The organism is Mycolicibacterium helvum, from assembly GCF_010731895.1.
In the GTDB taxonomy this organism is placed as follows: domain Bacteria; phylum Actinomycetota; class Actinomycetes; order Mycobacteriales; family Mycobacteriaceae; genus Mycobacterium; species Mycobacterium helvum.
Genome location: NZ_AP022596.1, coordinates 1,788,623 through 1,809,934, shown reverse-complemented (window position 1 = coordinate 1,809,934; position 21,312 = coordinate 1,788,623). Strand labels below are relative to the sequence as shown.

At 64.7% G+C, this 21,312-nt stretch carries 19 protein-coding genes; 12 read left to right on the top strand and 7 right to left on the bottom strand.

The annotated features are described in order from the left end of the window. The first annotated feature begins 37 nt into the window (after positions 1 to 37). Positions 38 to 1,777, top strand: a complete 1,740-nt coding sequence (locus G6N38_RS08470) for an acyl-CoA dehydrogenase family protein (RefSeq protein ID WP_163747120.1) — start codon at positions 38 to 40, stop codon at positions 1,775 to 1,777. Positions 1,778 to 1,783: 6 nt separating this feature from the next. Here G6N38_RS08470 and G6N38_RS08465 read toward each other — a convergent pair whose 3' ends face one another. Genes G6N38_RS08465 through G6N38_RS08455 form a run of 3 tightly spaced genes read right to left on the bottom strand, consistent with a single transcriptional unit; the run spans position 1,784 to position 4,753 of the window. After that, a complete protein-coding gene (locus G6N38_RS08465; protein WP_163747119.1) occupies positions 1,784 to 2,209 on the bottom strand; it encodes a protease inhibitor I42 family protein in 426 nt (141 codons plus the stop codon). After that, positions 2,206 to 3,063, bottom strand: coding sequence for an SDR family oxidoreductase (locus tag G6N38_RS08460; protein WP_163747118.1), 858 nt, complete (start codon positions 3,061 to 3,063; stop codon positions 2,206 to 2,208). The genes G6N38_RS08465 and G6N38_RS08460 overlap by 4 nt, the downstream gene beginning before the upstream one ends. A gap of 37 nt (positions 3,064 to 3,100) precedes the next feature. Then, positions 3,101 to 4,753: an alkaline phosphatase family protein gene (locus G6N38_RS08455; protein WP_163747117.1), complete on the bottom strand. Its 1,653-nt coding sequence runs from the start codon at positions 4,751 to 4,753 to the stop codon at positions 3,101 to 3,103. A gap of 105 nt (positions 4,754 to 4,858) precedes the next feature. Here G6N38_RS08455 and G6N38_RS08450 point away from each other — a divergent pair, with 105 nt between their 5' ends. The 3 genes from G6N38_RS08450 to G6N38_RS08440 are packed head-to-tail and all read left to right on the top strand — an operon-like array spanning position 4,859 to position 7,908. Then, a complete protein-coding gene (locus tag G6N38_RS08450; RefSeq protein WP_163747116.1) occupies positions 4,859 to 5,884 on the top strand; it encodes a TIGR03617 family F420-dependent LLM class oxidoreductase in 1,026 nt (341 codons plus the stop codon). Positions 5,885 to 5,930: 46 nt separating this feature from the next. Then, a complete protein-coding gene (locus tag G6N38_RS08445) occupies positions 5,931 to 6,683 on the top strand; it encodes a GAP family protein (protein WP_163747115.1) in 753 nt (250 codons plus the stop codon). A 4-nt stretch (positions 6,684 to 6,687) separates the two neighbouring features. Continuing rightward, entirely contained in the window at positions 6,688 to 7,908 is a 1,221-nt protein-coding gene (locus tag G6N38_RS08440) for an MFS transporter (RefSeq protein WP_163747114.1), read from the top strand. A 7-nt stretch (positions 7,909 to 7,915) separates the two neighbouring features. On the opposite strand, the gene G6N38_RS08435 is transcribed toward G6N38_RS08440, so the two are convergent. From G6N38_RS08435 to G6N38_RS08425, 3 genes are all read right to left on the bottom strand, one after another. Beyond that, complete coding sequence (locus G6N38_RS08435) at positions 7,916 to 10,000, bottom strand: CocE/NonD family hydrolase (RefSeq protein WP_163747113.1); 2,085 nt, start codon at positions 9,998 to 10,000, stop codon at positions 7,916 to 7,918. A 244-nt stretch (positions 10,001 to 10,244) separates the two neighbouring features. Beyond that, positions 10,245 to 11,588, bottom strand: coding sequence for an APC family permease (locus G6N38_RS08430; RefSeq protein WP_163751880.1), 1,344 nt, complete (start codon positions 11,586 to 11,588; stop codon positions 10,245 to 10,247). A gap of 80 nt (positions 11,589 to 11,668) precedes the next feature. Then, the gene (locus tag G6N38_RS08425; RefSeq protein WP_163747112.1) at positions 11,669 to 12,781 is read right to left on the bottom strand and encodes a DmpA family aminopeptidase; all 1,113 of its coding nucleotides are present in this window, start codon (positions 12,779 to 12,781) and stop codon (positions 11,669 to 11,671) included. A 180-nt stretch (positions 12,782 to 12,961) separates the two neighbouring features. Here G6N38_RS08425 and G6N38_RS08420 point away from each other — a divergent pair, with 180 nt between their 5' ends. The 4 genes from G6N38_RS08420 (at position 12,962) to G6N38_RS08405 (ending at position 15,869) form a co-directional block, all read left to right on the top strand. Further along, on the top strand, positions 12,962 to 13,573 hold the full coding sequence (locus G6N38_RS08420; protein WP_163747111.1) for a TetR/AcrR family transcriptional regulator: 612 nt from the start codon (positions 12,962 to 12,964) through the stop codon (positions 13,571 to 13,573). 143 nt (positions 13,574 to 13,716) lie between these two features. Next, on the top strand, positions 13,717 to 14,346 hold the full coding sequence (locus tag G6N38_RS08415) for a TetR/AcrR family transcriptional regulator (RefSeq protein WP_163747110.1): 630 nt from the start codon (positions 13,717 to 13,719) through the stop codon (positions 14,344 to 14,346). Then, entirely contained in the window at positions 14,343 to 15,593 is a 1,251-nt protein-coding gene (locus tag G6N38_RS08410) for a glycosyltransferase (protein ID WP_163747109.1), read from the top strand. Before G6N38_RS08415 ends, G6N38_RS08410 begins: the two co-directional genes overlap by 4 nt. A 9-nt stretch (positions 15,594 to 15,602) precedes the next feature. Next, complete coding sequence (locus G6N38_RS08405; RefSeq protein WP_163747108.1) at positions 15,603 to 15,869, top strand: F0F1 ATP synthase subunit C; 267 nt, start codon at positions 15,603 to 15,605, stop codon at positions 15,867 to 15,869. A 242-nt stretch (positions 15,870 to 16,111) separates the two neighbouring features. On the opposite strand, the gene G6N38_RS08400 is transcribed toward G6N38_RS08405, so the two are convergent. Continuing rightward, entirely contained in the window at positions 16,112 to 16,738 is a 627-nt protein-coding gene (locus G6N38_RS08400; protein WP_163747107.1) for a TetR/AcrR family transcriptional regulator, read from the bottom strand. A 73-nt stretch (positions 16,739 to 16,811) separates the two neighbouring features. Between G6N38_RS08400 and G6N38_RS08395 the strand changes: the two genes are divergently transcribed. The 4 genes from G6N38_RS08395 to grpE all read left to right on the top strand — a co-directional run bounded on the left by G6N38_RS08395 (position 16,812) and on the right by grpE (position 21,279). After that, positions 16,812 to 18,164, top strand: a complete 1,353-nt coding sequence (locus G6N38_RS08395; protein ID WP_163747106.1) for an NAD(P)/FAD-dependent oxidoreductase — start codon at positions 16,812 to 16,814, stop codon at positions 18,162 to 18,164. A 50-nt stretch (positions 18,165 to 18,214) separates the two neighbouring features. Further along, entirely contained in the window at positions 18,215 to 18,517 is a 303-nt protein-coding gene (acpM, locus tag G6N38_RS08390) for a meromycolate extension acyl carrier protein AcpM (protein ID WP_163747105.1), read from the top strand. Between the two features lie 270 nt (positions 18,518 to 18,787). Then, positions 18,788 to 20,638, top strand: coding sequence for a molecular chaperone DnaK (gene dnaK / locus G6N38_RS08385; protein ID WP_163747104.1), 1,851 nt, complete (start codon positions 18,788 to 18,790; stop codon positions 20,636 to 20,638). Further along, positions 20,635 to 21,279, top strand: a complete 645-nt coding sequence (grpE, locus tag G6N38_RS08380; RefSeq protein WP_163747103.1) for a nucleotide exchange factor GrpE — start codon at positions 20,635 to 20,637, stop codon at positions 21,277 to 21,279. Before dnaK ends, grpE begins: the two co-directional genes overlap by 4 nt. Positions 21,280 to 21,312: the final 33 nt, after the last annotated feature.

Below are 21,312 nucleotides of genomic sequence, written 5' to 3'. Positions count from 1 at the left end.
CGCTAGATTCGACGCTTCGATGACGGAAGGGCACGCCATGACGAGCACCGGCGGGCAGTTGTTCAACCCCAACACCTATGACCCGCGACAATTCGATCCCGCCACCCGGCGTCAGCTGCGGGCCCTGATCGATTGGTTTGAGGAGCGCGGCAAGACACGGCTGCTGCAAGACGATGCCGACGCGGAGTGGGTGTCGGACTTCCTGGATTTCATCAAGCGGGAGCGGATCTTCGCCACCTTCCTCACTCCGTCGGAATTCGGCCTCGGCGACGACAACAAACGCTGGGACACCTCCCGCAACGCCGCGCTCAGCGAGATCCTCGGCTTCTACGGGCTGGCGTACTGGTACGCCGAACAGGTCACCATCCTCGGGCTGGGCCCGATCTGGCAGAGCGACAACGTCAAGGCCAAACAACGCGCCGCCGAGCAGCTCGAAGCGGGCGGAGTGATGGCCTTTGCGCTCTCCGAACGCGAGCACGGCGCCGACATTTACAACACCGACATGGTCCTGACACCCACCGAGGGCGACGACGACGGCGTCGTTTTTCGTGCGACGGGCCAGAAGTACTACATCGGCAACGGCAACGTGGCCGGCATGGTGTCGGTGTTCTCCCGGCGGGCCGACGTTGAGGGCCCGGACGGTTACGTATGGTTCGTCGCTGACAGTGCGCATCCTGATTACCAGTTGATCGGCAACGTCGTACACGGTCAGATGTTTGTGAGTAACTTTGCGCTGCAAGACTATCCGGTGCATGAGGAGGACATCCTGTGCACCGGACCCGAGGCGTTCTCGGCGGCACTCAACACGGTGAACGTCGGCAAGTTCAACCTGTGCACCGCCTCGATCGGGATGTGCGAGCACGCGTTCTACGAGGCGATCACCCATGCCAACAACCGCATCCTTTACGGCAATCCGGTCACCGATTTCCCGCATGTGCGGGCCAGCTTCGTCGACGCCTACGCGAGGCTGATCGCGATGAAACTGTTCAGCGACCGCGCGATCGACTACTTCCGCAGTGCCAGCCTCGACGATCGTCGCTATCTGCTGTTCAACCCGGTGACCAAGGCCAAGGTGACTTCGGAGGGCGAGACTGTCGTCAGACTGCTATGGGATGTCCTGGCCGCCAAGGGCTTCGAACGTAATACCTACTTCGCCGAGGTCAAGGATCTGATCGGCGCCCTGCCCCGGCTAGAGGGCACCGTGCACGTCAACGTGGCGCAGATCCTGAAGTTCATGCCGAATTTCCTGTTCAACCCGGGTTCCTATCCTGAGGTGGGGACCCGTGACGACCCGGGCGACGATGTGTTCTTCTGGGCGCAGGGCCCGGCCAAGGGCGCTTCGAAAGTGCAATTCGCCGATTGGGTTCCGGTATTCGAGAAGGCTTCGGGGATACCGAATGTCGCACGATTCGCCGAACAGGTGCGAGCCCTTCAGGCGTTGTTGTCCACCGCGGCGCCCGATGCCGAGCAGCAGCGTGACCTCGACTTCATGCTCGTCGTCGGGCACTTGTTCACTCTGGTCGTCTACGGTCAGCTGATCCTTGAACAGGCCGAATTGCGTGGAGTCGACAGCGACGTCATCGACCAGATCTTCGATATTGCGGTCAGGGACTTCTCCGGCTACGCGGTGGCTCTGCACGGGAAGGCAAGTTCGACTCCGGCTCAACAGGAATGGGCGCTGGCGGCAGTGCGCAAACCGGCGACCGACACCGACCGCTTCGACCGGGTGTGGCAGCAAGTGCGAGCCTACGACGGCGCCTACGTGATGCGCCCCTAGCGGGGATCAGCGAACCGTCACCACAGCGGTGAACGTCCACGCGTTCTTGGTCCCGCCAGGCCACGGCTGGCCGTAGTTGGTGGAGACGGTGGCATTCCCGAGCGCCAATGCTTGGAAGGTCCAGGTTGCCGTCCCTGGGGAACCCGGCAGATGGACGCCGGAGGGCCCGGAGTCGTAGTGATCGCGTTGCGCGATCACGCCTAGGTCGCTGATCTGGGCCTGCGCGTCCCACTGGTAACCGGTGGATGGGTTGGACGCCAGGTTGACCCGCAGGGTGTCACCGACGCCGAGCGGGATATCAAGGCGAATCTGCTTCTTCTTCAGCAGATCGTCATACGAGACGTCGATGGTGGTGGTTCCCGGGGGCTTCTTGATGCCGCCACATCCGGCCAAGGTCAGCGCCATCACCAGCAGCGCGATCAGCCTGATCATTGCGTAAAGCTCGTGAATCTCGTGAATCGGCGCAGGTAGGGCACTAGCCGCCGGGCCGGCACCGGGCCAGGCCAGTCGTCAGACCGGAAGTAGGCATCGGAGCCGCCATCGACGAAAAGTACACTGCCGCAGAGGAAATCAGCTGCATCGGATAGCATGAACACCACCCAGTCGGCGAGTTTCCCGGCGTCGCCGAAACCGCCGATCGGCACCGGGAACGAGTGGATCGCCCTGGCTTCGGCCGGGGTGGACAGCTGCTTTTCCAGCAACGGGGTCAGGATGGCCCCCGGGGCGATGGCGTTGAGACGGATTCCCGCCCCCGCCCAGTCGCGGGTCACCGCATGGCGCCGAACCCAGCGGCTCACCGCGACCTTCGAGGCCCCGTAGGCCATCGAGGATGCGCCGCGGCCAAACAGCTTTAACGTCCGTACGGCCTTGTCGCCGTCGCCGGCCAGCAGTGCGCGGATCGCGCGCCCGGGTATCGCGGGAATGGTGGTAGTCGAATTGCTGGAAAAAACCACAACTTTCGCCCGCTCACCGGCGGCCAGGGCAGGCCGCCACGCCTGCAGCAACTCCACGACACCGAAATAGTTGACCTGAGTGATCTGCGCTGGCTGGTCGCGACCTGGCGTCGGCCCGAGTCCGGCCGCCAACACCGCGCCGTCGAGCCGCCCGCCGCAGGCGCTGCGCACTGCCTCGGCTGCGGCTCGGCGACCGGCAGGCGTCGAGAGGTCTTCCACCACGTCGGTCGGCTGGATGTCGACCCCGATCACCGTGTGGCCGTTGGCTCGCAGCCTCGCCGCGACGGCTTTTCCCATGCCCGATGCCGAGCCGGTGACAGCGTAGGTACCCATCGAAGCGAGTATGGCCTACCAGAGTCTGCGTGAGGGGTTAGGCCACCAGCACGGACGGCGCCGACGGCTCGGCCGCCCCCGATGGCGGAGGCAGCGGATGGCCCTGCGAAAAGATGTCCACCCCGGTCATCCAGGCGACCAGTTCGGCGATCAGGCTGGTGGCCGAGACGCCGACGTTGCCGAGCACCTGAACCACCGCCGCGGACACCGCGGCCAGCTGGCTGATCAGGAAGATGTTCTGATCCACGATGCCTTGCAGGGTGGCGTTGATGGTGGTGATTCCGCCGTCCAGGAAGTACGGGATGCTGGCGAAGATGGTCCGCACACTCAGTGCCACATTGGTGGCGATATCGGGCCACCCGTTGCGTGCGATGGCGTCGTTGAGCGCCTGATCCAGATCGGCCGGAAGTACGTTGCTGTTTCCGAGCGTGGTCAGCGATACCCCGTGGGAGCCCGCCGGCGGCGGCCCGCCGAATAGGGACATGATGGTGGGCGTGACGTCCACGATCGAATAGGCCAGATTCATCCGGCCCGGGTCGAAGCCGGCGCCGTTGGCGATGACCCATGTCGAGGTCTCGTCGGGCGACTGGAATCCGTGCCCGAAACCCACCTGCGGCTGGTGGCCGTGGTCGGTGACGACGATGACCGTCCAGTTCTCGGTCGAGTTGTTGATCGCCTCCATGATCGCGCCGATGTTGGTGTCGGTCCGGTTGATGGCGGCCGCGTATTGCGCTGAGGCTCCGCCGTATTGATGTCCGGCTTCGTCGACCTGGACCAGATAGGAGAACAGGAAGTTCGGCGGGTCGCCGCTCCCGATCGCCGCAACCGTCTGCGCGGTCACCTCGGCATCGGTCAGGGACCAGTTGGTGTCGCCGGGAACCTGCGGGACAAGCGAATATGTGTCGACTGGGTACTGCCCGGCCTGGCCGATATCGGTGATCACATCCCAGTCGGCGATCACCATGGTGTCAATCGCGGAATTGAAGTGCTCGAGCTGGTTGAACACCGTCGGCCACTTCATATAGGTGTCGGGCGTGAAGATGTTGTTGATCACGCCGGTCTGGTTGTCCCACGCGCCGGTCAGGATGGCGGTCCACGACGGGTTGGAGATCGTGGTGTGGCCGACGATGCTCGCGACCCCAGTGACGCTGTTGCCCATCAACGCGTCAAAATTCGGGTTGTCGCCGGCCAGGACCCGGCGCAGGTTGGTGCCGTCGACCCCGATCACCAGCACATGGACGTTGGTCGGATCGGCGACGTTGTTGGTGACCGATAAGACCGTTGTGCCGGCACTGCGGGCGGCGCGGTAGGAGTTGCCGGTGGTGACGCTGCCGGCCGGGGCCAGCGGCAGCGCCGGTGCGGGAAGCGGCGCCGGAAGGGACAGTGCAGCTGCGAGTTTCATCGGTGTGATGGTCCGCCGTGCGGTCGGTTTGGCCACCGACTCCGCGGGCGTTGACGTGCTGACCGTGCCGCTGCGGCGGGGCCCCGTGACGCCGGCACCGGCCTTCTGCGCCGGCTTGCGCGACCGGGTGGTGGCTGACGACGACGGCGAACTCGAAGACGCGGACGCACCCGTTGAATCCGGGGAACCCGAGTCGGCGGCAGCTACGGCGGTCGCGACCGCCGAGCCGGTGCCGGCGACCACGCCGGCGATCGCAACTCCCAGACATACCTGCTTGATCGTCGCCACGTCGTTGTCCCCGATCCGTTTCCAGTTATTCCACAGCCGTATCACAGACTAGGGCCAGGATGAGTCCGCGGATGGCGTTTCCACGCGCCAGTTACCATTCGTTCGGTGGATGTCGACGTCATGACCACCGCTCTTCCGTTGGGACAGATCGGCGGCTTGGCGCAGCGCACGCTGGCCGCCGGGTTCTCGGGAATGCTGTTCACCGAGACCGGACGAACCCCCTATCTCAACGCCGCGGTGGCCGGTCAAGCCGCACCTGGCCTGGAGCTATCGACCGGTGTCGCCGTTGCGTTTCCGAGAAGTCCATTCATCACCGCGGCGACCGCGTGGGAACTGCAGGAAGCGACCGGCGGACACTTCCGGCTGGGGCTGGGCACCCAGGTCCGCACTCACGTCACGCGGCGCTACGGCACGGCGTTCGAACGTCCGGGTCCGCGACTGCGTGACTATGTGCTGGCCGTCAAGGCTTGCTTCTCGGCATTTCGTACCGGCACGCTTGATCACCACGGCGAGTTCTACAACCTGGACTTCATCACCCCACAGTGGAGCGCTGGCCCGATCGAGGCGCCCGATCCAAAGGTCGACATCGCGGCGGTGAACCCGTGGATGCTGCGGATGGCCGGCGAGGTGGCTGACGGCGTGCACGTCCACCCGATCGGCGAGCCCGGGTACATCGCGCGGCACGTGGTGCCGAAAGTGGCTGCGGGTGCGGCGAAGTCAGGCCGATCGCCGGCCGATATCGCGTTGATCGTGCCGGCGATGACCATCGTCGGCGACTCCGACGAGGAACGCGCGGCCGAACGCGAGCGGGTGCGATTTTCCATGAGCTTCTACGGCAGTACGCCCAACTACGCGTTCATCTGGGACGAGGCGGGCTTCGAGGGGACCACAGCCCGCATCCGGGAGAGGCAGAAGGCCGGCGATATCGCAGGGATGGCCGCCCAGATCACCGACGACCACATTGCCGTGTTCGCCACCGAATCGACCTGGGACGGGCTGGCCGCCGCGCTCGCGGCGAGATACCAGGGAACGGCGAGCCGCATCGTGCTCTACAACGCGCTCGGTGACGACGAGCGTTTCGAACGCTATGGCGAGGTGGCACGCCAGCTTTCCCAGAGCGCCGCGCGGTAGTGCGGGCGGCGCGGTAACCTGCGGCCATGCCAGCGCGGCGGTGCCCGTGAGCACACACCTACCCATTATCGCCACCTTGGCGCTCGCGTTGTTGTTCAGCCCCGAGACACTGGTCTTGGGACTGGTCGTCGCCAGCGACAAGGTGGTGCCCAGACAGGCGACGTTCGCCTTCGCGGCCGGCGCCGTCGCCGGTATCGCGTTCGCCACCGGTATCGGTGTGGGGATCGCCGCCCTGACGGGCTACCCCGGTGCGTCGAGTGCCCACCACACCTCCTGGCCGGGCTTTGTCGTGCGGATCCTGATCGCGGCCGCACTGCTGGCAATCGGGGTCAGGCGGGCGCTCGGCGCCATCCGGCACAAGCCGATCGCCGACGTGTCCAAGCCCGAGCGCCGACCGAGTGAGCTGCGGGCCCGGCTCGTCCAACGTTTCCCCGGGCTGGATCCGAAAGCAGATCTGCCCGCACGCCAACGGATTACCCGCGCCGGACTGGCGGGCTTCGCGGTGTGCGGGCTGCACCCCAAGGTCTTCCCGATCGCCATTGCCGCCGGTCATCAGATCCTGGAGATCGGTGCTCGTGGCGAACGCACGCTCGGTGCTGTCGTGTTCGCGGTGATCGCAGTTATTCCCGCGCTGGCGCCGACGGTCATCGAGCTCGTACGACCGGGAGCCGCCGGGCGGATCAAGGACGGCTACGAGCGCATCATGAAGGTGCACGGACGCTGGATCGTCGCAGTACTCCTGCTGGCTGCGGCCGCCTTCGTCGCGCACAACGCGTTCGACCACATGCCAGGCCGCTGACCGAATGAGGCTGGATACCGATACCAGTCCGGTCCGGCTCGGCGGGTTGCTCAGCGGTTTACTGCTGACCCAGATCGTCAACAGTGCCGTGCATCTGGCACAGCCGCTGCTGGTCGCCGACCTCTCCGGATCGTTAGGCAGTGCCGCGTTCTTCGCCGCGTTCGGCACCGGGGTCCACATGCTCGGCACATTCCTGGGCGGTTGGCCGACCGACCGGTGGGGCGCCCGACTCGTCCTGGTGTTCTCGACGCTCCTGCGCGGCGTCATCCTGGCCGGCATCCCACTCGCGATGGCCTTCGGGTTCGCCACCCTGCCCGTCGTGATGGGGCTCTACACGGTCGAGGCACTGGTCCGAGGGTATGTGGACACCGCGATTCACACCGTTCCCCTCGAACTGGTCGGACACCGCCGAGATCTGTTGGACCGGATCAACTCTCGCTACGAAGTGGCCTTCGAGGTGGGGGCGGTGGCCGGGCCGTTGATGCTCGGCGGACTGATGGTCTGGGCGGACGGAATCGTCCCGCACATCGTGATCCCGATCGGATTCGTCGTCTCGGCGGCGTGCTATCTGCTGATCCCGAAAACAACGATGGCGCCGGTGGCTGCTGCCGACGTCAAACCGCACGGAGGATCCTGGCAAGGGGTGAAATACATTGTCGCCCACCCCTATCTGCTGCTCGTCGTCGTCGGGCTGATGCTGTTCCACCTCTACGAACTCCGCAAGATCCTCAGTGCGTTCTTTGCCAAGGGGCTGCTTCATCACCCTGCCGCCGTCGGTCACATCGGGTCGGCGTTCGCACTGGGTGGCGTTGCCGGCGCGCTGCTGTACACGGTGACACGGCACAAGAAAACGGGGATCGGTTGGGTGGTCGGCGGGGCGCTGGGAACGTTGGTTCTCGCGGTGGGCTGGATGCCGGTGAACCTGCCGATCATGGTCGTGGCGGTGTTCGTGTTCGGTGTCAGCAATGTGTGCGCCCGGCTGGTCCTGACCCGCTGGCGTCAGGAGTTGACCCCGCTCGAACACGCCGGCGGTGTCACGGCGGCATCGGAGTTCGGCCGGACGGCCGTGTCGGTAGGCATCAATAGCGCTGTGGGCGGCGCATTTTCATCGGGCGCGAGCGTATACGGGGCGTTCGGGATCGTGGGCGGTGTGTTGGGGGTTTTCGCTATCGCGCAGTTCGCGCTGGCCCGGCTTTACGTCCGCAAGGGTGATCCACAGTTGTAGGTCTTGGTTAGACCGAATCCACGGAAACCGTCGACGGGTCCACGGTGGGCAGTGACAGCTCGATGTTCGACACGGTGACCTCACCCAGCGCCCCGACTGCCCGGTACGAGGCGGACGAGGAGAACAACTGCAGCGTCACCTTCTGGCCGGGCTTGAGTGTCTGCGCCACCATCTCCAGTGGAACATTCACCGTGCGCTCCGTTCCGTCCAGCGTCACGAGAATGGGGGTGACCTGGTTGCCGAGCACCTGGCCGGTGGAGTTGTCGACGAGCTGGGCGTAGAGGTGGTTCCCGCTGCCCGTACCCGAGTAGGTGAAGCTGAGCTGCGGCGCACCCACGACATAGGTGGTCGTCGTGACAGCAGGTGTCGTGAGGTTCAGTGCATTGATCGCGGGCGACGACCCGATGGGCAGCACTCTGAGTAACCCGCCGGCCCCCAGGAACGGCACCAGGTGCAGGACCCGGGCTTTGGTGCTGGACGCGACGACCGGCTCGCCCGGCGTGAGGTCATAGGACGCCGACGAAAGGTATTGGCCCCGTTGGTCCACCCACTCGAACTGAGGACCGGTCGAGGTCGTCGTATCGCCCTTGACGTATCGGTCGAGCCATGCGAGGGTGCGTTTCTCGATCAGCGTGCCGCCGGTGTTGAACAGATCGTTGGTGCACACGCCGTGCCCGCCACAGAACCACAACACCTTCGTGTCGATGCCGTTGTCGATGAGCACCTGGGCGTTGGCGTCGGCTTCCTGCAGTGTGAACAAGGTGTCGACGGTGCCCTCGATGAACAGTGTGGGGGCGGTGATCTGATCCAGCAGGTAGTTGGGTCCGCGCTCGGCCAGTAGGTCCTGCTCCGCCTGCGTCAGTGTTCCGGTCAGGTCGCCGTAAATGGTGGCCGGAATGATCGCCGGGTTTGTTCGAGCGAGCGTGAGTACAAGTGCGGCAGCAAGAATCGTGCCCCAGCCGCTCTTGAACGACTGTGCCTTGTACAAAGAGGTGTTGAGGCTGTTCCACGCGATCGTCGGCACGATCGCGTCGACCCGGTGATCGGTTGCCGCCGTTACCAATTGGATGCCGCCGCCGTAGGAAGCGCCCACCATGCCAATTTTGGGATCGAGGTTGGCGGGATCGCCGTCCAGCGCGACCTCCGGTTGGGTGGCGAGCCAGCTGATGATCGCCGAGACGTCTTTTGCCTCGTAGTCCGGTGAGTCGATCTGCAATGTGCCGCCCGAGCTGTATTCGCCGCGCGGGTCCCAGGTCACGACGTTGTAGCCGGCATTGCGCAGGTCCAGGATGCTTGGCATGCCAAGAGCATTGGTGAGGACGCCGTCCAGGAAGCTGCCGTAGATGCTGGTCTGGCCGGGCATCCCCAGACCGGGGCCGTCCAAGATGGTCGGTGCCTGATCGCCCTTTTGTAGTCCGGTGGCCGGCATGAAATGGACGTAGATTTCGGTGCCGTCGAACGAGACCACCTTCACGTCCCGCGGTTGCGCGGCGTTCGGCGATGCGCCGGGCTGGACCGGGTAGCCGAGCAACGGATGCAGAATGTCACCGAAGATCGGGATCTGGTGGATGAACGCCACGATCGGGGTGAACAGGACCGGTCCGAGGACGGGTATGTGCTGCAGGAACGCCAGCGGAGGAGTTTGTGGGATCGCTACGACGTCTGAGGGGGTGGCGGGCGCGACGGCGGCGGTGGCCTGAGTCGCGGGCGTGGCGAGCGTGCGCTGGGTGGGGGCCACCGACTCCCGGCGGGATGCTGCCGCCAGCGCCAGCGTCACCGGGTTGTCGGCGGGGGTCGCGGGACTGTCATCGACCGCCGAACGCGCTTTGGTGACCGCACCTGTCGCGCCGACCCGGACCAAGGCGGGCCGAACGGCTACCGGCTGCGCGACCTTGCTTGCCGTGGCCGAATCGGTCTTGGTTCGCGCGGCCGGTGAGGTGCGGGCCGAGCCGGCGTGATGGGCGGTGGACGAGGACGACGACGAATCCGACGGGGCGGCTGCGGCCTGTCCCGCTCCGGAGACGATCGCGACCCCGATCCCCAGTGCTACCGCTAACCCGCCGACCCGACCCACATGCGCCGCTGCTCCCATTCGTCTATAGGTAGCGTGACCTGCCCGATGTGTCTGGCAGTTGGTCCAAGTTGCGGTCAAACTCTGACGGTTTCGTCAAAAATCGGCGTCAGTGACGAACCCGTGCCGGGCGATGGAAAAACGGGGACACATTCTCGGAAATCCACGCCGCCGTTGAGTTTCGGATTCTTGAGAGGCGCGTCTGGCGTGATCCGCCGGCCGCCGAGATACGTTCGTGTCAAGTAACTCTGCGCGCTGGGCGGTTTCAGATATCGACCGTGCCCGGTCGCCATACCAGGGCGCCAAGGAGAAGCCCGACGAACGGGACGGCCGCCAGCACCGTGCTGAGCGCCGCGCTGCCGCCCGTGACGAGCGTGAAGTTCGTCAGTACCAGCCACATGCTGGCCAGCAAGCCGAGACAGGCCAGTACCGGTGCGATGCGAGTCTGCCAGGTACGTCCGCCGGCCTGTTCGCGATGGCGCACGAAGTAGGTGAGGACAGCTACTGACGTGACCGTCATCAGCAGCACCATGCCGACGGTCGCCACTCCGGCCATCGAACCGAAGACTCCGACCAGGGGATCGATCCTGAGGGCAACGAGGATTCCGAGGATAAGCGCGGCCGTGACGGTCTGCACCAGCGAGGAGAACGCTGGGGAGTGGTGCCGCGGATGCACGGTCGCGAGCCGGTCGGGAAGCAAGCCCTTTCCGGCGAGCACGAACTGATAGCGGGCTATGACGTTGTGAAAGGACAACACACAGGCGAAGAGACTGGTCAGCAGCAAGACGTTGACGACGTCCCGACCCAGGCGGCCAAGGCTTGCCTCGGTCGTGTCCAACAACATGTTGCCGTCGCCGGCGAGGGTGTGCTGCGCGACGGCGGCGACCTGGTCAGGACCCACCGCGACGACGAAGGCCCAGCAGGTCAGCGCGTAGAAGGCGCCGATGATGAGGACGGCTGCGTACGTCGCCCGGGGGATGGTCCGCGCGGGGTCGCGGGCCTCGTCGCGGAACACCGCGGTGGCCTCGAAACCGATGAAACCGGTGAGTGCGAAGAGAACGGCGATACCCAATGCCCCGTGGGTGAAGACGTCGGGCTGGAACGGGGCCAGGGTCAGGCCCGCGGGGCCGGGACTCGAGACGATCGCGAGGTCGAGCAGCACGACGATGCCGATCTCGAGAACGAGGGCGACGCCGAGAACTTTGGCGCTGAGTTCGATGTGGCGGTAACCCAGCACTGCGACGATCGCGAGAACTGCGCATGAGTATATGGGCCAAGGGATTTCAGGGCCGTGATAGAAGCCGACGGTATCGGCCATTGCCCACCCGATATAGCCGTAGATTCCCACCTGGATGGCGGTGTAGGCGATGAGTGCGACCACCGCTATCCCTTTGCCCATGCGCTGACCAAGGCCCACGGTCACATAGGAGAAGAAGGCGCCGGCCTCGGGAACGTACGGTGTCATGGCCACGAAGCCGATGCTGAAGAGCAGCAGCACCAGCGCCGCGATCAGAAAGCCCACTGGAGCACCCGCCCCGTTTCCGATGCCCATCGCCAGCGGCATGTTGCCCCCGATGACGGTCAACGGCGCGGCGGCCGCGATGACCATGAAGACGATGCCGGCGGTACCGAGCCTTCCGGTCAGGCGGCGGCCCTGTGCTGGGATCGTTCGTTCTGTCACCGGGGCTCCTATGATCGACGGATTTGTTGCTGGGTCGGCGTGAGGGAATCGCGAAACAGGTTGTGGTCGAGCGCATATGCGGTCATGCCGTGGTGTCCAGTCATCGTGGTGGCGGAGGTCAACGCGTTCACGATCGCTTCTTCGGTCGCTTCGATCGTCAGATCGAAGAGGCGGGTCATCAGCTGCGGGGCGACCATCCGCAGTGGCACTTCGGGCGTCGCGGTGGCCGGGTCCTCGTCCCAGGCATAGGGCGGAATGCCACGGTTGCCCGTGGCGAATGCCAACATCAGGTCGCCGCTGTATTGTTCGCCGCTACCGCCCAGTCGTCCGACGGCGAGCGCTGACCGCTGCGCCAGGCGGGTGCATTGGTGCGGCAGCAGGGGTGCATCGGTTGCGACGATGACGATGATCGAGCCTGAACCCGCCTCATACCGCGGGGAGACCTCGGGCAGAGGCACCACGTCGGGCCCGATCACTTCGCCCACGGGTACGCCGTTGACGCGGAGCCGTTCGCGCCGGCCATGATTGGCCTGGACCAGCACGCCCACGGTGTAGCGGCCCGCGGCGGTGTCGGTGACCCGAGACGAGGTGCCGATACCCCCCTTGAAGCCGTGGCAGATCATCCCCGTACCGCCTCCGACATTGCCCTCCGCGACGGGCCCGCCGCGTGCGGAGTCCAGCGCAGACCGCACGTGTTGGGGGTGCACGTGGTGGCCGTTGATGTCGTTGAGCACTCCGTCGTAGGTCTCGCCGACGACCGGGAGCGACCAATAGAGCCCCTCGCCACGGACACTCACCTGCGCGGAGACCAATTCGTCGCGGACGACTCCGACACTATGGGTGTTGGTCAGGGCGATGGCTGACGTGAGCTCACCCGATTCGCGAATCCATTCCAGGCCGGTGAACTCGCCGCTGCCATTGAGTCGGTGTGCCCCCGCGAAGAGGGGTTGGGTCCAGATGTCGTCGTGCGGGACGACGACGGTCACCCCGGTGTGGACGGCGGGCGGGCCCACCTGATCCAACGTGGTGTGTCCGACACGCACCCCGGAGACGTCGGTGATGGCGTTGTTCGGCCCGGTGGGATGTTCACCGATGACGACGCCGAGATCTCGGGCCCGCACGTGTTCCTCCAGATCAGTGGGTTCTTTTCTTAGTTGGAAAAGAATGCGCGCCGGGTGCGGATTTCGCAAGAGAAACGCAAAAATGGGTGTGGGGCACGCTCGAGGTGAGTGCGGGGTGCCGAGTACCCTCGCCCCATACGAGCCGAATCGGCTGGACTGCCAAGAGGAAGTGGACGACCGGTGGCACGGCCTAGTCGACGAGTTGAGCGCCGCAGTGAAATCCTTGATGCCGCAATTGCTTTGATCGAACGACACGATCTAGCGAGCCTCAAGATCGCCGACGTTGCTGCCGAACTTGGGCTGACGGCCAATGCCGTCCGCTACTACTTCAAGGACATGGATCAACTGTTGTCGGAGTTGGCCCTGCGGTCCGACGTTCGCTTCTATGACGAGCGGCTCGCAGTCGTCGAGCGCACCGATGACGCCCCCACGCAACTGGCGTTGACCATCGCCGCGGGACTCCCGGCGGGGCCGGAGGATGCGGAATGGCGGTCTATTTGGCGGGCGGTGCTCGCCGCAGGCTTCGAGCTGGACCAGCGTCGCGACGTCCAGGGGATCTATCACCGGCAGGTGGATCTCTATGCCCGCGTGCTCACCGACGGTGAGCGGGCCGGAGCGTTTCGCCTCGGGTCGCCTGCCCGTGACATCGCGATGACGTTGATGTCGTTAGAGGACTACCTCGGATATCGCATCGTGGCGCGGGACCCGGCGCTCGACCGGCAGACAGCCCTGCGATTGATGCGCGAGTACGCCGAACTGGCGACCGGCGTGCGCCTGCCATCGGCGGAGTGACGGGTGTGGTGGCGGCGGACTGAGAAGTCGCCCGATCTGGAAACTCCGATTCAGAAGTCACTGCCAGGGATATAGTTTTGATCAGATGATCTGATATTAGATCACCTCTACTATTCTTGGTTTGGCCGATCTATGTTCGGTTTATGGGATCCAAGGACGAGCGGCCTGAGTCGTTCACCCGGACTGCGCGTAAGGCGCAGATCGTGGCCTGCGCGATCGAAGTGATCGCCGAGGTGGGTTACCCACAGGCGTCGATCCGCAAGATTGCGGATCGTGTGGGTATCGCGATGAGTGCGGTGCTCTACCACTTCGGGAGCAAGGACAACCTCGTCGACGCGATCGTCGAGCACATGTACCGAACGATGCTTGCGCTGGTGGCCCCGGCGCTGGATGCCGAGACCACCGCAACAGGCAAGCTCAACGCCTACATCCGCTCCTGCATCGAATACTTCGGCACGCACCGAGCTGCGCTTCTAGCGCTGACCTCGACGGCCACGAACTTTGCGCCTGGCGACGGACGGCGCTTCGATGAGCTCGGACTTAGCCCGGAGGTCGCTGAGCAGCTGACCGTGCTCGATCCCATGGCAATCTTGGCTGCCGGGCAGCGCAACGGCGAGTTCGGCGACTTTCCCCTTGAATCGACGGCGATGGCGGTTCGCGGAGCCGTCAACTCCGTGGTGGAGAAAATTCTGCGCGAACCCGGTTATGACGCACGAGGTTACGGCGAAGACCTGGTCGAGATCTTCGGACGCGTCGTGAGCAGCGGGCAATGAGCACCGTGGCGATCGCCGCCGTCGGCAGCCATGGCGACGTCGCCCCCCTTGCAGGGGTGGGGGTGGCCCTGCAGAAAGCCGGGCACCGGGTCGTGGTGGCCGCGTACACGCCGTTTGCCGGCCTGATCACGGAGTGTGGGTTGGAATTTTGTGAGCTACCCGCTGACTTCACCCCAGGTATCGATCACGCCGACGCGACCTCAAGAGAGACTCTCGCCGCGATCTTCACGCCCCGAGGAGTGCGCAAAACAGGTCAGTTAATTCTGGACGCGTTGAGCGATATACCCGCCGACATCCTGCTGCTGTCGCCATTGTCGGAATTGGCTGGACATCCGCTCGCCGAAGCCAAAGGAATTCCGTCGCTCGGGGTGCGACTGCAGCCGCTGTCGGCCACGGCCGCCTACCCGCCGACTGTGCTGGGCGCCTGGTCCATGGGCGCCATGGGTAACCGGGCGGCGGCCGATACCGCCGGGTGGGTCATCGACCGCCTCTACGGCGGGGTCGTCGCCGGGTTCCGTCGCGACCTCGGGCTGCCCAAGATCTCGGCGCGGGCGCTACGACGTCGGCGCACTCTGGGGAACTGGCCCATCCTGCACGGCTATTCGCCCACCTTCCTCCCGCGACCGGCCGATTGGCGGGCCGACCTGCAGGTCGTGGGGTACTGGTGGCCGCCGCCGACACCGGGATGGCAGCCACCGCAGGCGCTGACCGATTTCCTGGCCGCCGGCCCAGCCCCGGTGTTCATTGGCCTCGGCAGCACCGTGATCACCGCACCGCGTGCCGAACAGCTGGCCCTCATCATTGCTGGTGCGCTGGGGCAGGCGGGTACGCGTGGTGTCGTCCAAGCCGGGTGGGCAGGCCTCGAGATATCCGGCGACGACGTCCTCACGATCGGCGAAGCACCCCACCACTGGCTATTCCCTCAAATGGCCGCCGTCGCCCATCACTGCGGCGCCGGGACCACCGCCGCCGCCCTGCGCTCCGGCGTCCCTACCATCGCCCTACCCGGGCCCGTCGGAGATCAACCCTTCTGGGCGCGGCGCTTACGCGACCTCGGTGCCAGTGCCGCGACGATCCCGCAACGCGCACTGACCGCAGACAAGCTCTCCGACGCCATCCGCGCGGCCGTCACCGACCACCAAATCGCGAATAAGACAAAGCAACTCGCCGCGCGTATCACTGGCGAGGACGGTGCCGCACGCGTAGTCGACACTGTCGAAAACCTGCTCCACCAATCCACTCACTAGGAGGACGCCATGGCCGCAGATCCCGAAATCGTCAAGGCGATCATCACCGCCGGAGGACTCCTTGGCGGTGGAGTCATGATGGCCGGCGGCGCGATCGGAGCCGGAATTGGTGACGGCATGGCCGGCGCGCAACTCGTCGCGGGAGTCGCCCGCCAGCCCGAAGCCCAATCCCGCATGTTCACACCATTCTTGATCACGGTCGGCCTCGTAGAAGCCGCGTTCTTCATCAACGTCGCCTTCATGGCACTCTTCGTGTTCGCTACACCCGGGCTATAGGTGCCCCGCCGCTTACGAGGCACGAACTCGGCTTCCGGCGTCGACCCCACTGTCCACCAGCAGACGTGGCTAGGGGGCAAGTAACGCTGCAGGAAAAGGGTGAGCATGACAGACGTGCCAACAGGCCGGCGAACCCTTTGATCCGTAACAGGCGATCAGGTCAAAGCCTCAGATTAGCTACCAGAGATGCGGGCCGCGTGCCCAACCTCCATTCGGCCCGCACCAGATTGTGGGGACATCATCTATGGGGAGGGTTTGAGCCCCTCGAGCGCACAGAAGATGACCGTCTCGACCTCGGTTGAAGCCTTATCGGGGTCTTTGGCGTCGGTGATGAACAAGACGGCGTTGTAGAACATGCTGAAGAAGAGTTCGACGGTGGCCTCGATCGGGACCGGGCGGGCGTAGCCGTTGGCCACGAAGTTCTCGAGGGTCGCGCGCAGAAAGGGCAGCGTCTGCTGTTCGTTGAGTTCCCGTACGCGATCCCAACCCAAGACGCTCACCACCTGCCGAAGGAGTGCGCGGGCATCGTCGTCGGCGACGTAGCCGTGAAGGAACAGGCGGATTGCCGTCTGCACCTTTGCCCACGGCTCTTCGGCCACGCTAGGCATCGCCTCGATCACCTTGGCCGTCACCGCTTCCTGGCTGGCGCGGAACAGTTCGGTGAAGATGGCCTGTTTGTCACGGAAGTGGTGGTAGACCGCCCCTTTGCTCGCCTGTGCGAGATCGGCGATCTCATCGACGGACGTCGCGTCGAAACCCTTGGACACGAACAACGTCTTGGCTGATCCGAGTACGGCTTCACACGTTTGTGCGGCATATCTTTCGCGCCGACTGACCTTGACGTCGCTCACCATCCCGATAATACTCATCGACCAACAGTCGTATACCGACTTGCAGTATGTAATCGACGAACCGTCGGTAGTGCGGTTCTAGGAGGCCGAAGTGAACGATCACGCCGTTGTCCTCGGCGCGGGTATCGCAGGCCTCGTAGCCGCGTCGGTGCTTGCCGAGCAGTACGCCTCCGTGACGGTGGTGGAGCGAGACCTTCTGCCCGACAGTCCCATTGATCGACGTGGGGTGCCGCAGGGACGGCATCTGCACAGCTTGCTCAGTCGCGGCTCCCAGATTCTGGAGGAGCTACATCCAGGCTTCCTAGCCGACCTGACGGACGCCGGTGCTGTGGTCCTTGACGACTCCGACATGCGACGGATCTACAGTCGAATAGGCCCGTACACCTTCAATCGAAGCGGTCCAGCGGCGGACCCGACGGCATTGGTCACCTACCTGGCCAGCCGACCTTTCCTGGAGTTTCATCTACGCCGGCGGGTAGCAGCGATGCCCGACGTCACGTTCCTCGATGGTCGGGACGTGGGCGAACTCATCGCCACCGAACCGAATCGCGTCACCGGTATCAGCGTCGGCGTCCGCGACTCAAAAAGCTCGGAGACGCTAAGCGCCGACTTGATCGTCGACGCCACCGGCCGGGCCACCCGCACACCGCTGTTGCTGGAGCGGCTCGGCTACCCCCGACCTCCAGAGCAGACATTCACCGCCGACGGCATCTACCACACTCAACTCATCGCGATCCCAGACCAGGACAGCTTCCTGGAACGGATGATTCTCGTCCTACCCGAGGGCAAAGCCCAACGCGGTGGCCTCGTGGCCTGCGAGAACAACATATGGATGTTGACCATCGCCGGCCGCGTCGGCGACCTGGCATACGCACCAACCGATTTCGCCGACATGCTGATCCTCGCGCAGGACTTCATCCCGTCTCACGTCCAACCGGCTCTGGGGCGCGCGCAACCGCTCACCGAGGTGATGACGTACCGCTATCCCGGAGGCGTGTGGCGGCGTTACGACCAGGCGACACGCTACCCGGACGGTCTGGTGGTTCTAGGCGATGCGCTGTGCAGCCTCGATCCCATCAATGGTCAAGGCATGACCATGGCAACTCTTCATGGAGATACGCTGCGTGCCCAACTCCGTCGCGCCAATCCCGTTGACCCGCAGTCGTTCTACGCGGCCGTCGCAGCCATCACCAAACCGGTATGGACCTCAAATGCAGATCAGGCATCCGTGGGAGCCGACCGGTCACCCGCTCCGGTCTTGAAGCGTGCGGTCGGATGGGCCCGCCGCAAAATCCTCGAATCGGCAGCCGACGACATGGTCATCACCGAACGCCTCATGCGCGTAGCCAATTTCATCGACCCACCGAAACGTCTACTCGAACCGGTTTTCCTCGGCCACGTCGCAGCGCACCACCTCCGAGAGCGCCTGGCCATGCGACGTTGAACCCACACCATCAAACCCTGATAGCACCAATGCAACCGAGAAGGACGCTCATGACCATCACCCAAGAAGTACTCGTCGCCGGCATCGCCGAAATCATCGAGGAAGTCACCGGAATTGAGCCCGCCGAAGTGACCATTGAAAGATCCTTCGTCGACGACCTGGACATCGACTCGCTGTCCATGGTGGAAATCGCGGTCCAGACGGAAGACAAGTACGGCGTGAAAATCCCCGACGAAGATCTTGCAAGCCTTCGAACGGTCGGTGATGTCGTCGCGTACCTACAGCAGCTGGCGGCAGACAATCCCGAAGCTGCCGAAGCGATCCGCGCTCAGTTCGGCAAACAAGGCGAATGACCATCCCAGGGCGATAGTCGTTCACCCATCTCGCGATAGGTCGGGGGATAGCGTTCTCCCGGTTCCCGACAGTGAAGTGACGGTCCGACATCTCATGCGGATTCCTGCAACTACGGGTCCCCGGGAACAAATCTGAAATCCTCGCCGTTGACCGTCTTGATAACTTGAGTGAATTAGACTCAACTATGGCTTGACAACCGCCTACCGGCGGGGGCAGTCTTGAGCCTGGTTCGCTCAGATCCAAAGACGTAACTATCAGGAGGATTCATCATGGCTCGTGCGGTCGGCATCGACCTCGGGACCACCAACTCCGTCGTGGCGGTACTGGAGGGTGGCGACCCTGTCGTCGTCGCCAACTCCGAAGGATCCCGTACCACGCCGTCCGTGGTCGCTTTTGCACGCAACGGCGAGGTGCTGGTCGGCCAGCCCGCCAAAAACCAGGCGGTGACCAACGTCGACCGGACCATCCGTTCGGTAAAGCGACACGTGGGCACCGACTGGACCGTCGAGATCGACGGCAAGGACTACACCCCGCAGGAGATCAGCGCCCGTGTGCTGATGAAGCTGAAGCGGGACGCCGAAAGCTACCTCGGCGAGGACATCACCGACGCGGTCATCACGGTGCCCGCGTACTTCAACGACGCCCAGCGTCAGGCCACCAAGGAAGCCGGCCAGATCGCCGGCCTCAACGTGCTGCGCATCGTCAACGAACCGACTGCCGCGGCCCTGGCCTACGGCCTGGACAAGGGCAGCAAGGAACAGACCATCCTGGTGTTCGACCTCGGTGGCGGCACTTTCGACGTCTCGCTGCTGGAGATCGGCGACGGTGTCGTCGAGGTCCGCGCGACCTCGGGTGACAACCACCTCGGTGGCGACGACTGGGACGACCGGATCGTCGAATGGCTCGTGGACAAGTTCAAGGGCACCAGCGGCATCGACCTGACCAAGGACAAGATGGCCATGCAGCGGCTTCGTGAAGCCGCCGAGAAGGCCAAGATCGAACTGTCTTCCAGCGGAAGCACGTCGATCAACCTGCCCTACATCACCGTCGACGCCGACAAGAACCCGCTGTTCCTCGACGAGCAGCTGACTCGCTCGGAGTTCCAGAAGATCACCCAGGATCTGCTCGACCGCACGCGTGCGCCGTTCCAGCAGGTCATCAAGGACGCCGGCATCTCGGTGTCCGATATCGACCACGTGGTGCTGGTGGGTGGTTCCACCCGCATGCCCGCGGTGACCGATCTGGTCAAGGAACTCACCGGTGGCCAGGAGCCCAACAAGGGCGTCAACCCCGACGAGGTCGTCGCGGTCGGTGCTGCTCTGCAGGCCGGCGTGCTCAAGGGTGAGGTGAAAGACGTTCTGCTGCTTGACGTCACACCGCTGAGTCTCGGTATCGAGACCAAGGGTGGCGTGATGACCAAGCTCATCGAGCGCAACACCACCATCCCGACCAAGCGGTCGGAGACCTTCACCACAGCCGACGACAACCAGCCGTCGGTGCAGATCCAGGTCTATCAGGGTGAGCGCGAGATCGCGGCGCACAACAAGCTGCTCGGCTCCTTCGAGCTGACCGGCCTGCCGCCGGCCCCGCGCGGTGTGCCCCAGGTCGAGGTGACCTTCGACATCGATGCCAACGGCATCGTGCACGTCACCGCCAAGGACAAGGGCACCGGCAAGGAAAACACGATCAAGATCCAGGAAGGCTCCGGCCTGTCCAAGGAAGAGATCGACCGGATGATCAAGGACGCCGAGGCGCATGCCGAGGAAGACCGCAAGCGTCGCGAAGAGGCTGACGTCCGCAACCAGGCCGAATCGCTGGTCTACCAGACGGAGAAGTTCGTCTCCGAACAGCGTTCTGCCGAAGGCGGTTCAAAGGTCCCCGAGGACACCTTGACCAAGGTCGAGGCTGCGGTCACCGACGCCAAGACGGCGCTGGCCGGCACCGACATCGGGGCGATCAAGTCCGCGATGGAGAAGCTGGGCCAGGAGTCGCAGGCGCTGGCTTCGGCGATCTACGAGTCCACCCAGGCCGATCAGGCTGCGGGTCGGTCGGGCGGTCCGTCTGACGACGACGTGGTGGATGCCGAGGTCGTTGACGACGATGATCAGGAGCACAAGTGAGCGAAGGTCGCGAGGACGAACCGGTAACTGTCACCGACAAGCGCCGAATCGACCCCCAGACCGGAGAAGTTCGTGAGGCTTCCGGCCCGGCCCCCAGCGGGTCGGAGCCGGGAGCCCCGGGCTCCGGCGGGGAGCAGGCCGACAAGGTCGCTGAACTCACCGCCGATCTGCAGCGGGTGCAGGCGGACTTCGCCAATTACCGCAAGCGCGCGCTGCGCGATCAACAGGTTGCCGGCGAGCGGGCCAAGGCCGCGGTGGTGAGCCAGCTGCTCACGGTGCTCGATGATCTCGACCGCGCCCGCAGCCACGGCGACCTGGAGACCGGTCCGCTGAAATCGGTCGCCGACAAGCTGACGGCCGCCCTGTCCGGGCTGGGCCTGAGCGCATTCGGTGCCGAGGGCGACGAGTTCGACCCGTCCCTGCACGAGGCCGTGCAGCACGAGGGCGAGGGCTCCAAGCCGGTGCTCGGCACGGTGATGCGGAAGGGCTACACGCTCGGCGACCTCGTGCTGCGGCACGCGCTCGTCGGCGTGGTCGACACCGTCCCAGAAAACTCTGCCGCGCCCGCCACCGGATCCGGGACGGCCGACACGCCCGTCAACGGCGGCCAGAGCGGTGCGCAGAACGCAGAATCGAACTAGCGATATGACGAAGGGTGAGAGGAGGTGACGCGG

Bases quoted from the DNA above. Each gene is read 5' to 3' on its own strand.
- G6N38_RS08470 (WP_163747120.1), top strand. From the start codon at position 38: ATGACGAGCACCGGCGGGCAGTTGTTCAACCCCAACACCTATGACCCG.
- G6N38_RS08465 (WP_163747119.1), bottom strand. From the start codon at position 2,209: ATGATCAGGCTGATCGCGCTGCTGGTGATGGCGCTGACCTTGGCCGGA.
- G6N38_RS08415 (WP_163747110.1), top strand. From the start codon at position 13,717: ATGGGATCCAAGGACGAGCGGCCTGAGTCGTTCACCCGGACTGCGCGT.
- G6N38_RS08410 (WP_163747109.1), top strand. From the start codon at position 14,343: ATGAGCACCGTGGCGATCGCCGCCGTCGGCAGCCATGGCGACGTCGCC.
- G6N38_RS08405 (WP_163747108.1), top strand. From the start codon at position 15,603: ATGGCCGCAGATCCCGAAATCGTCAAGGCGATCATCACCGCCGGAGGA.
- G6N38_RS08435 (WP_163747113.1), bottom strand. From the start codon at position 10,000: ATGGGAGCAGCGGCGCATGTGGGTCGGGTCGGCGGGTTAGCGGTAGCA.
- G6N38_RS08400 (WP_163747107.1), bottom strand. From the start codon at position 16,738: ATGAGTATTATCGGGATGGTGAGCGACGTCAAGGTCAGTCGGCGCGAA.
- G6N38_RS08430 (WP_163751880.1), bottom strand. From the start codon at position 11,588: ATGGTCATCGCGGCCGCCGCGCCGTTGACCGTCATCGGGGGCAACATG.
- G6N38_RS08440 (WP_163747114.1), top strand. From the start codon at position 6,688: ATGAGGCTGGATACCGATACCAGTCCGGTCCGGCTCGGCGGGTTGCTC.
- dnaK (WP_163747104.1), top strand. From the start codon at position 18,788: ATGGCTCGTGCGGTCGGCATCGACCTCGGGACCACCAACTCCGTCGTG.
- acpM (WP_163747105.1), top strand. From the start codon at position 18,215: ATGACCATCACCCAAGAAGTACTCGTCGCCGGCATCGCCGAAATCATC.
- G6N38_RS08460 (WP_163747118.1), bottom strand. From the start codon at position 3,063: ATGGGTACCTACGCTGTCACCGGCTCGGCATCGGGCATGGGAAAAGCC.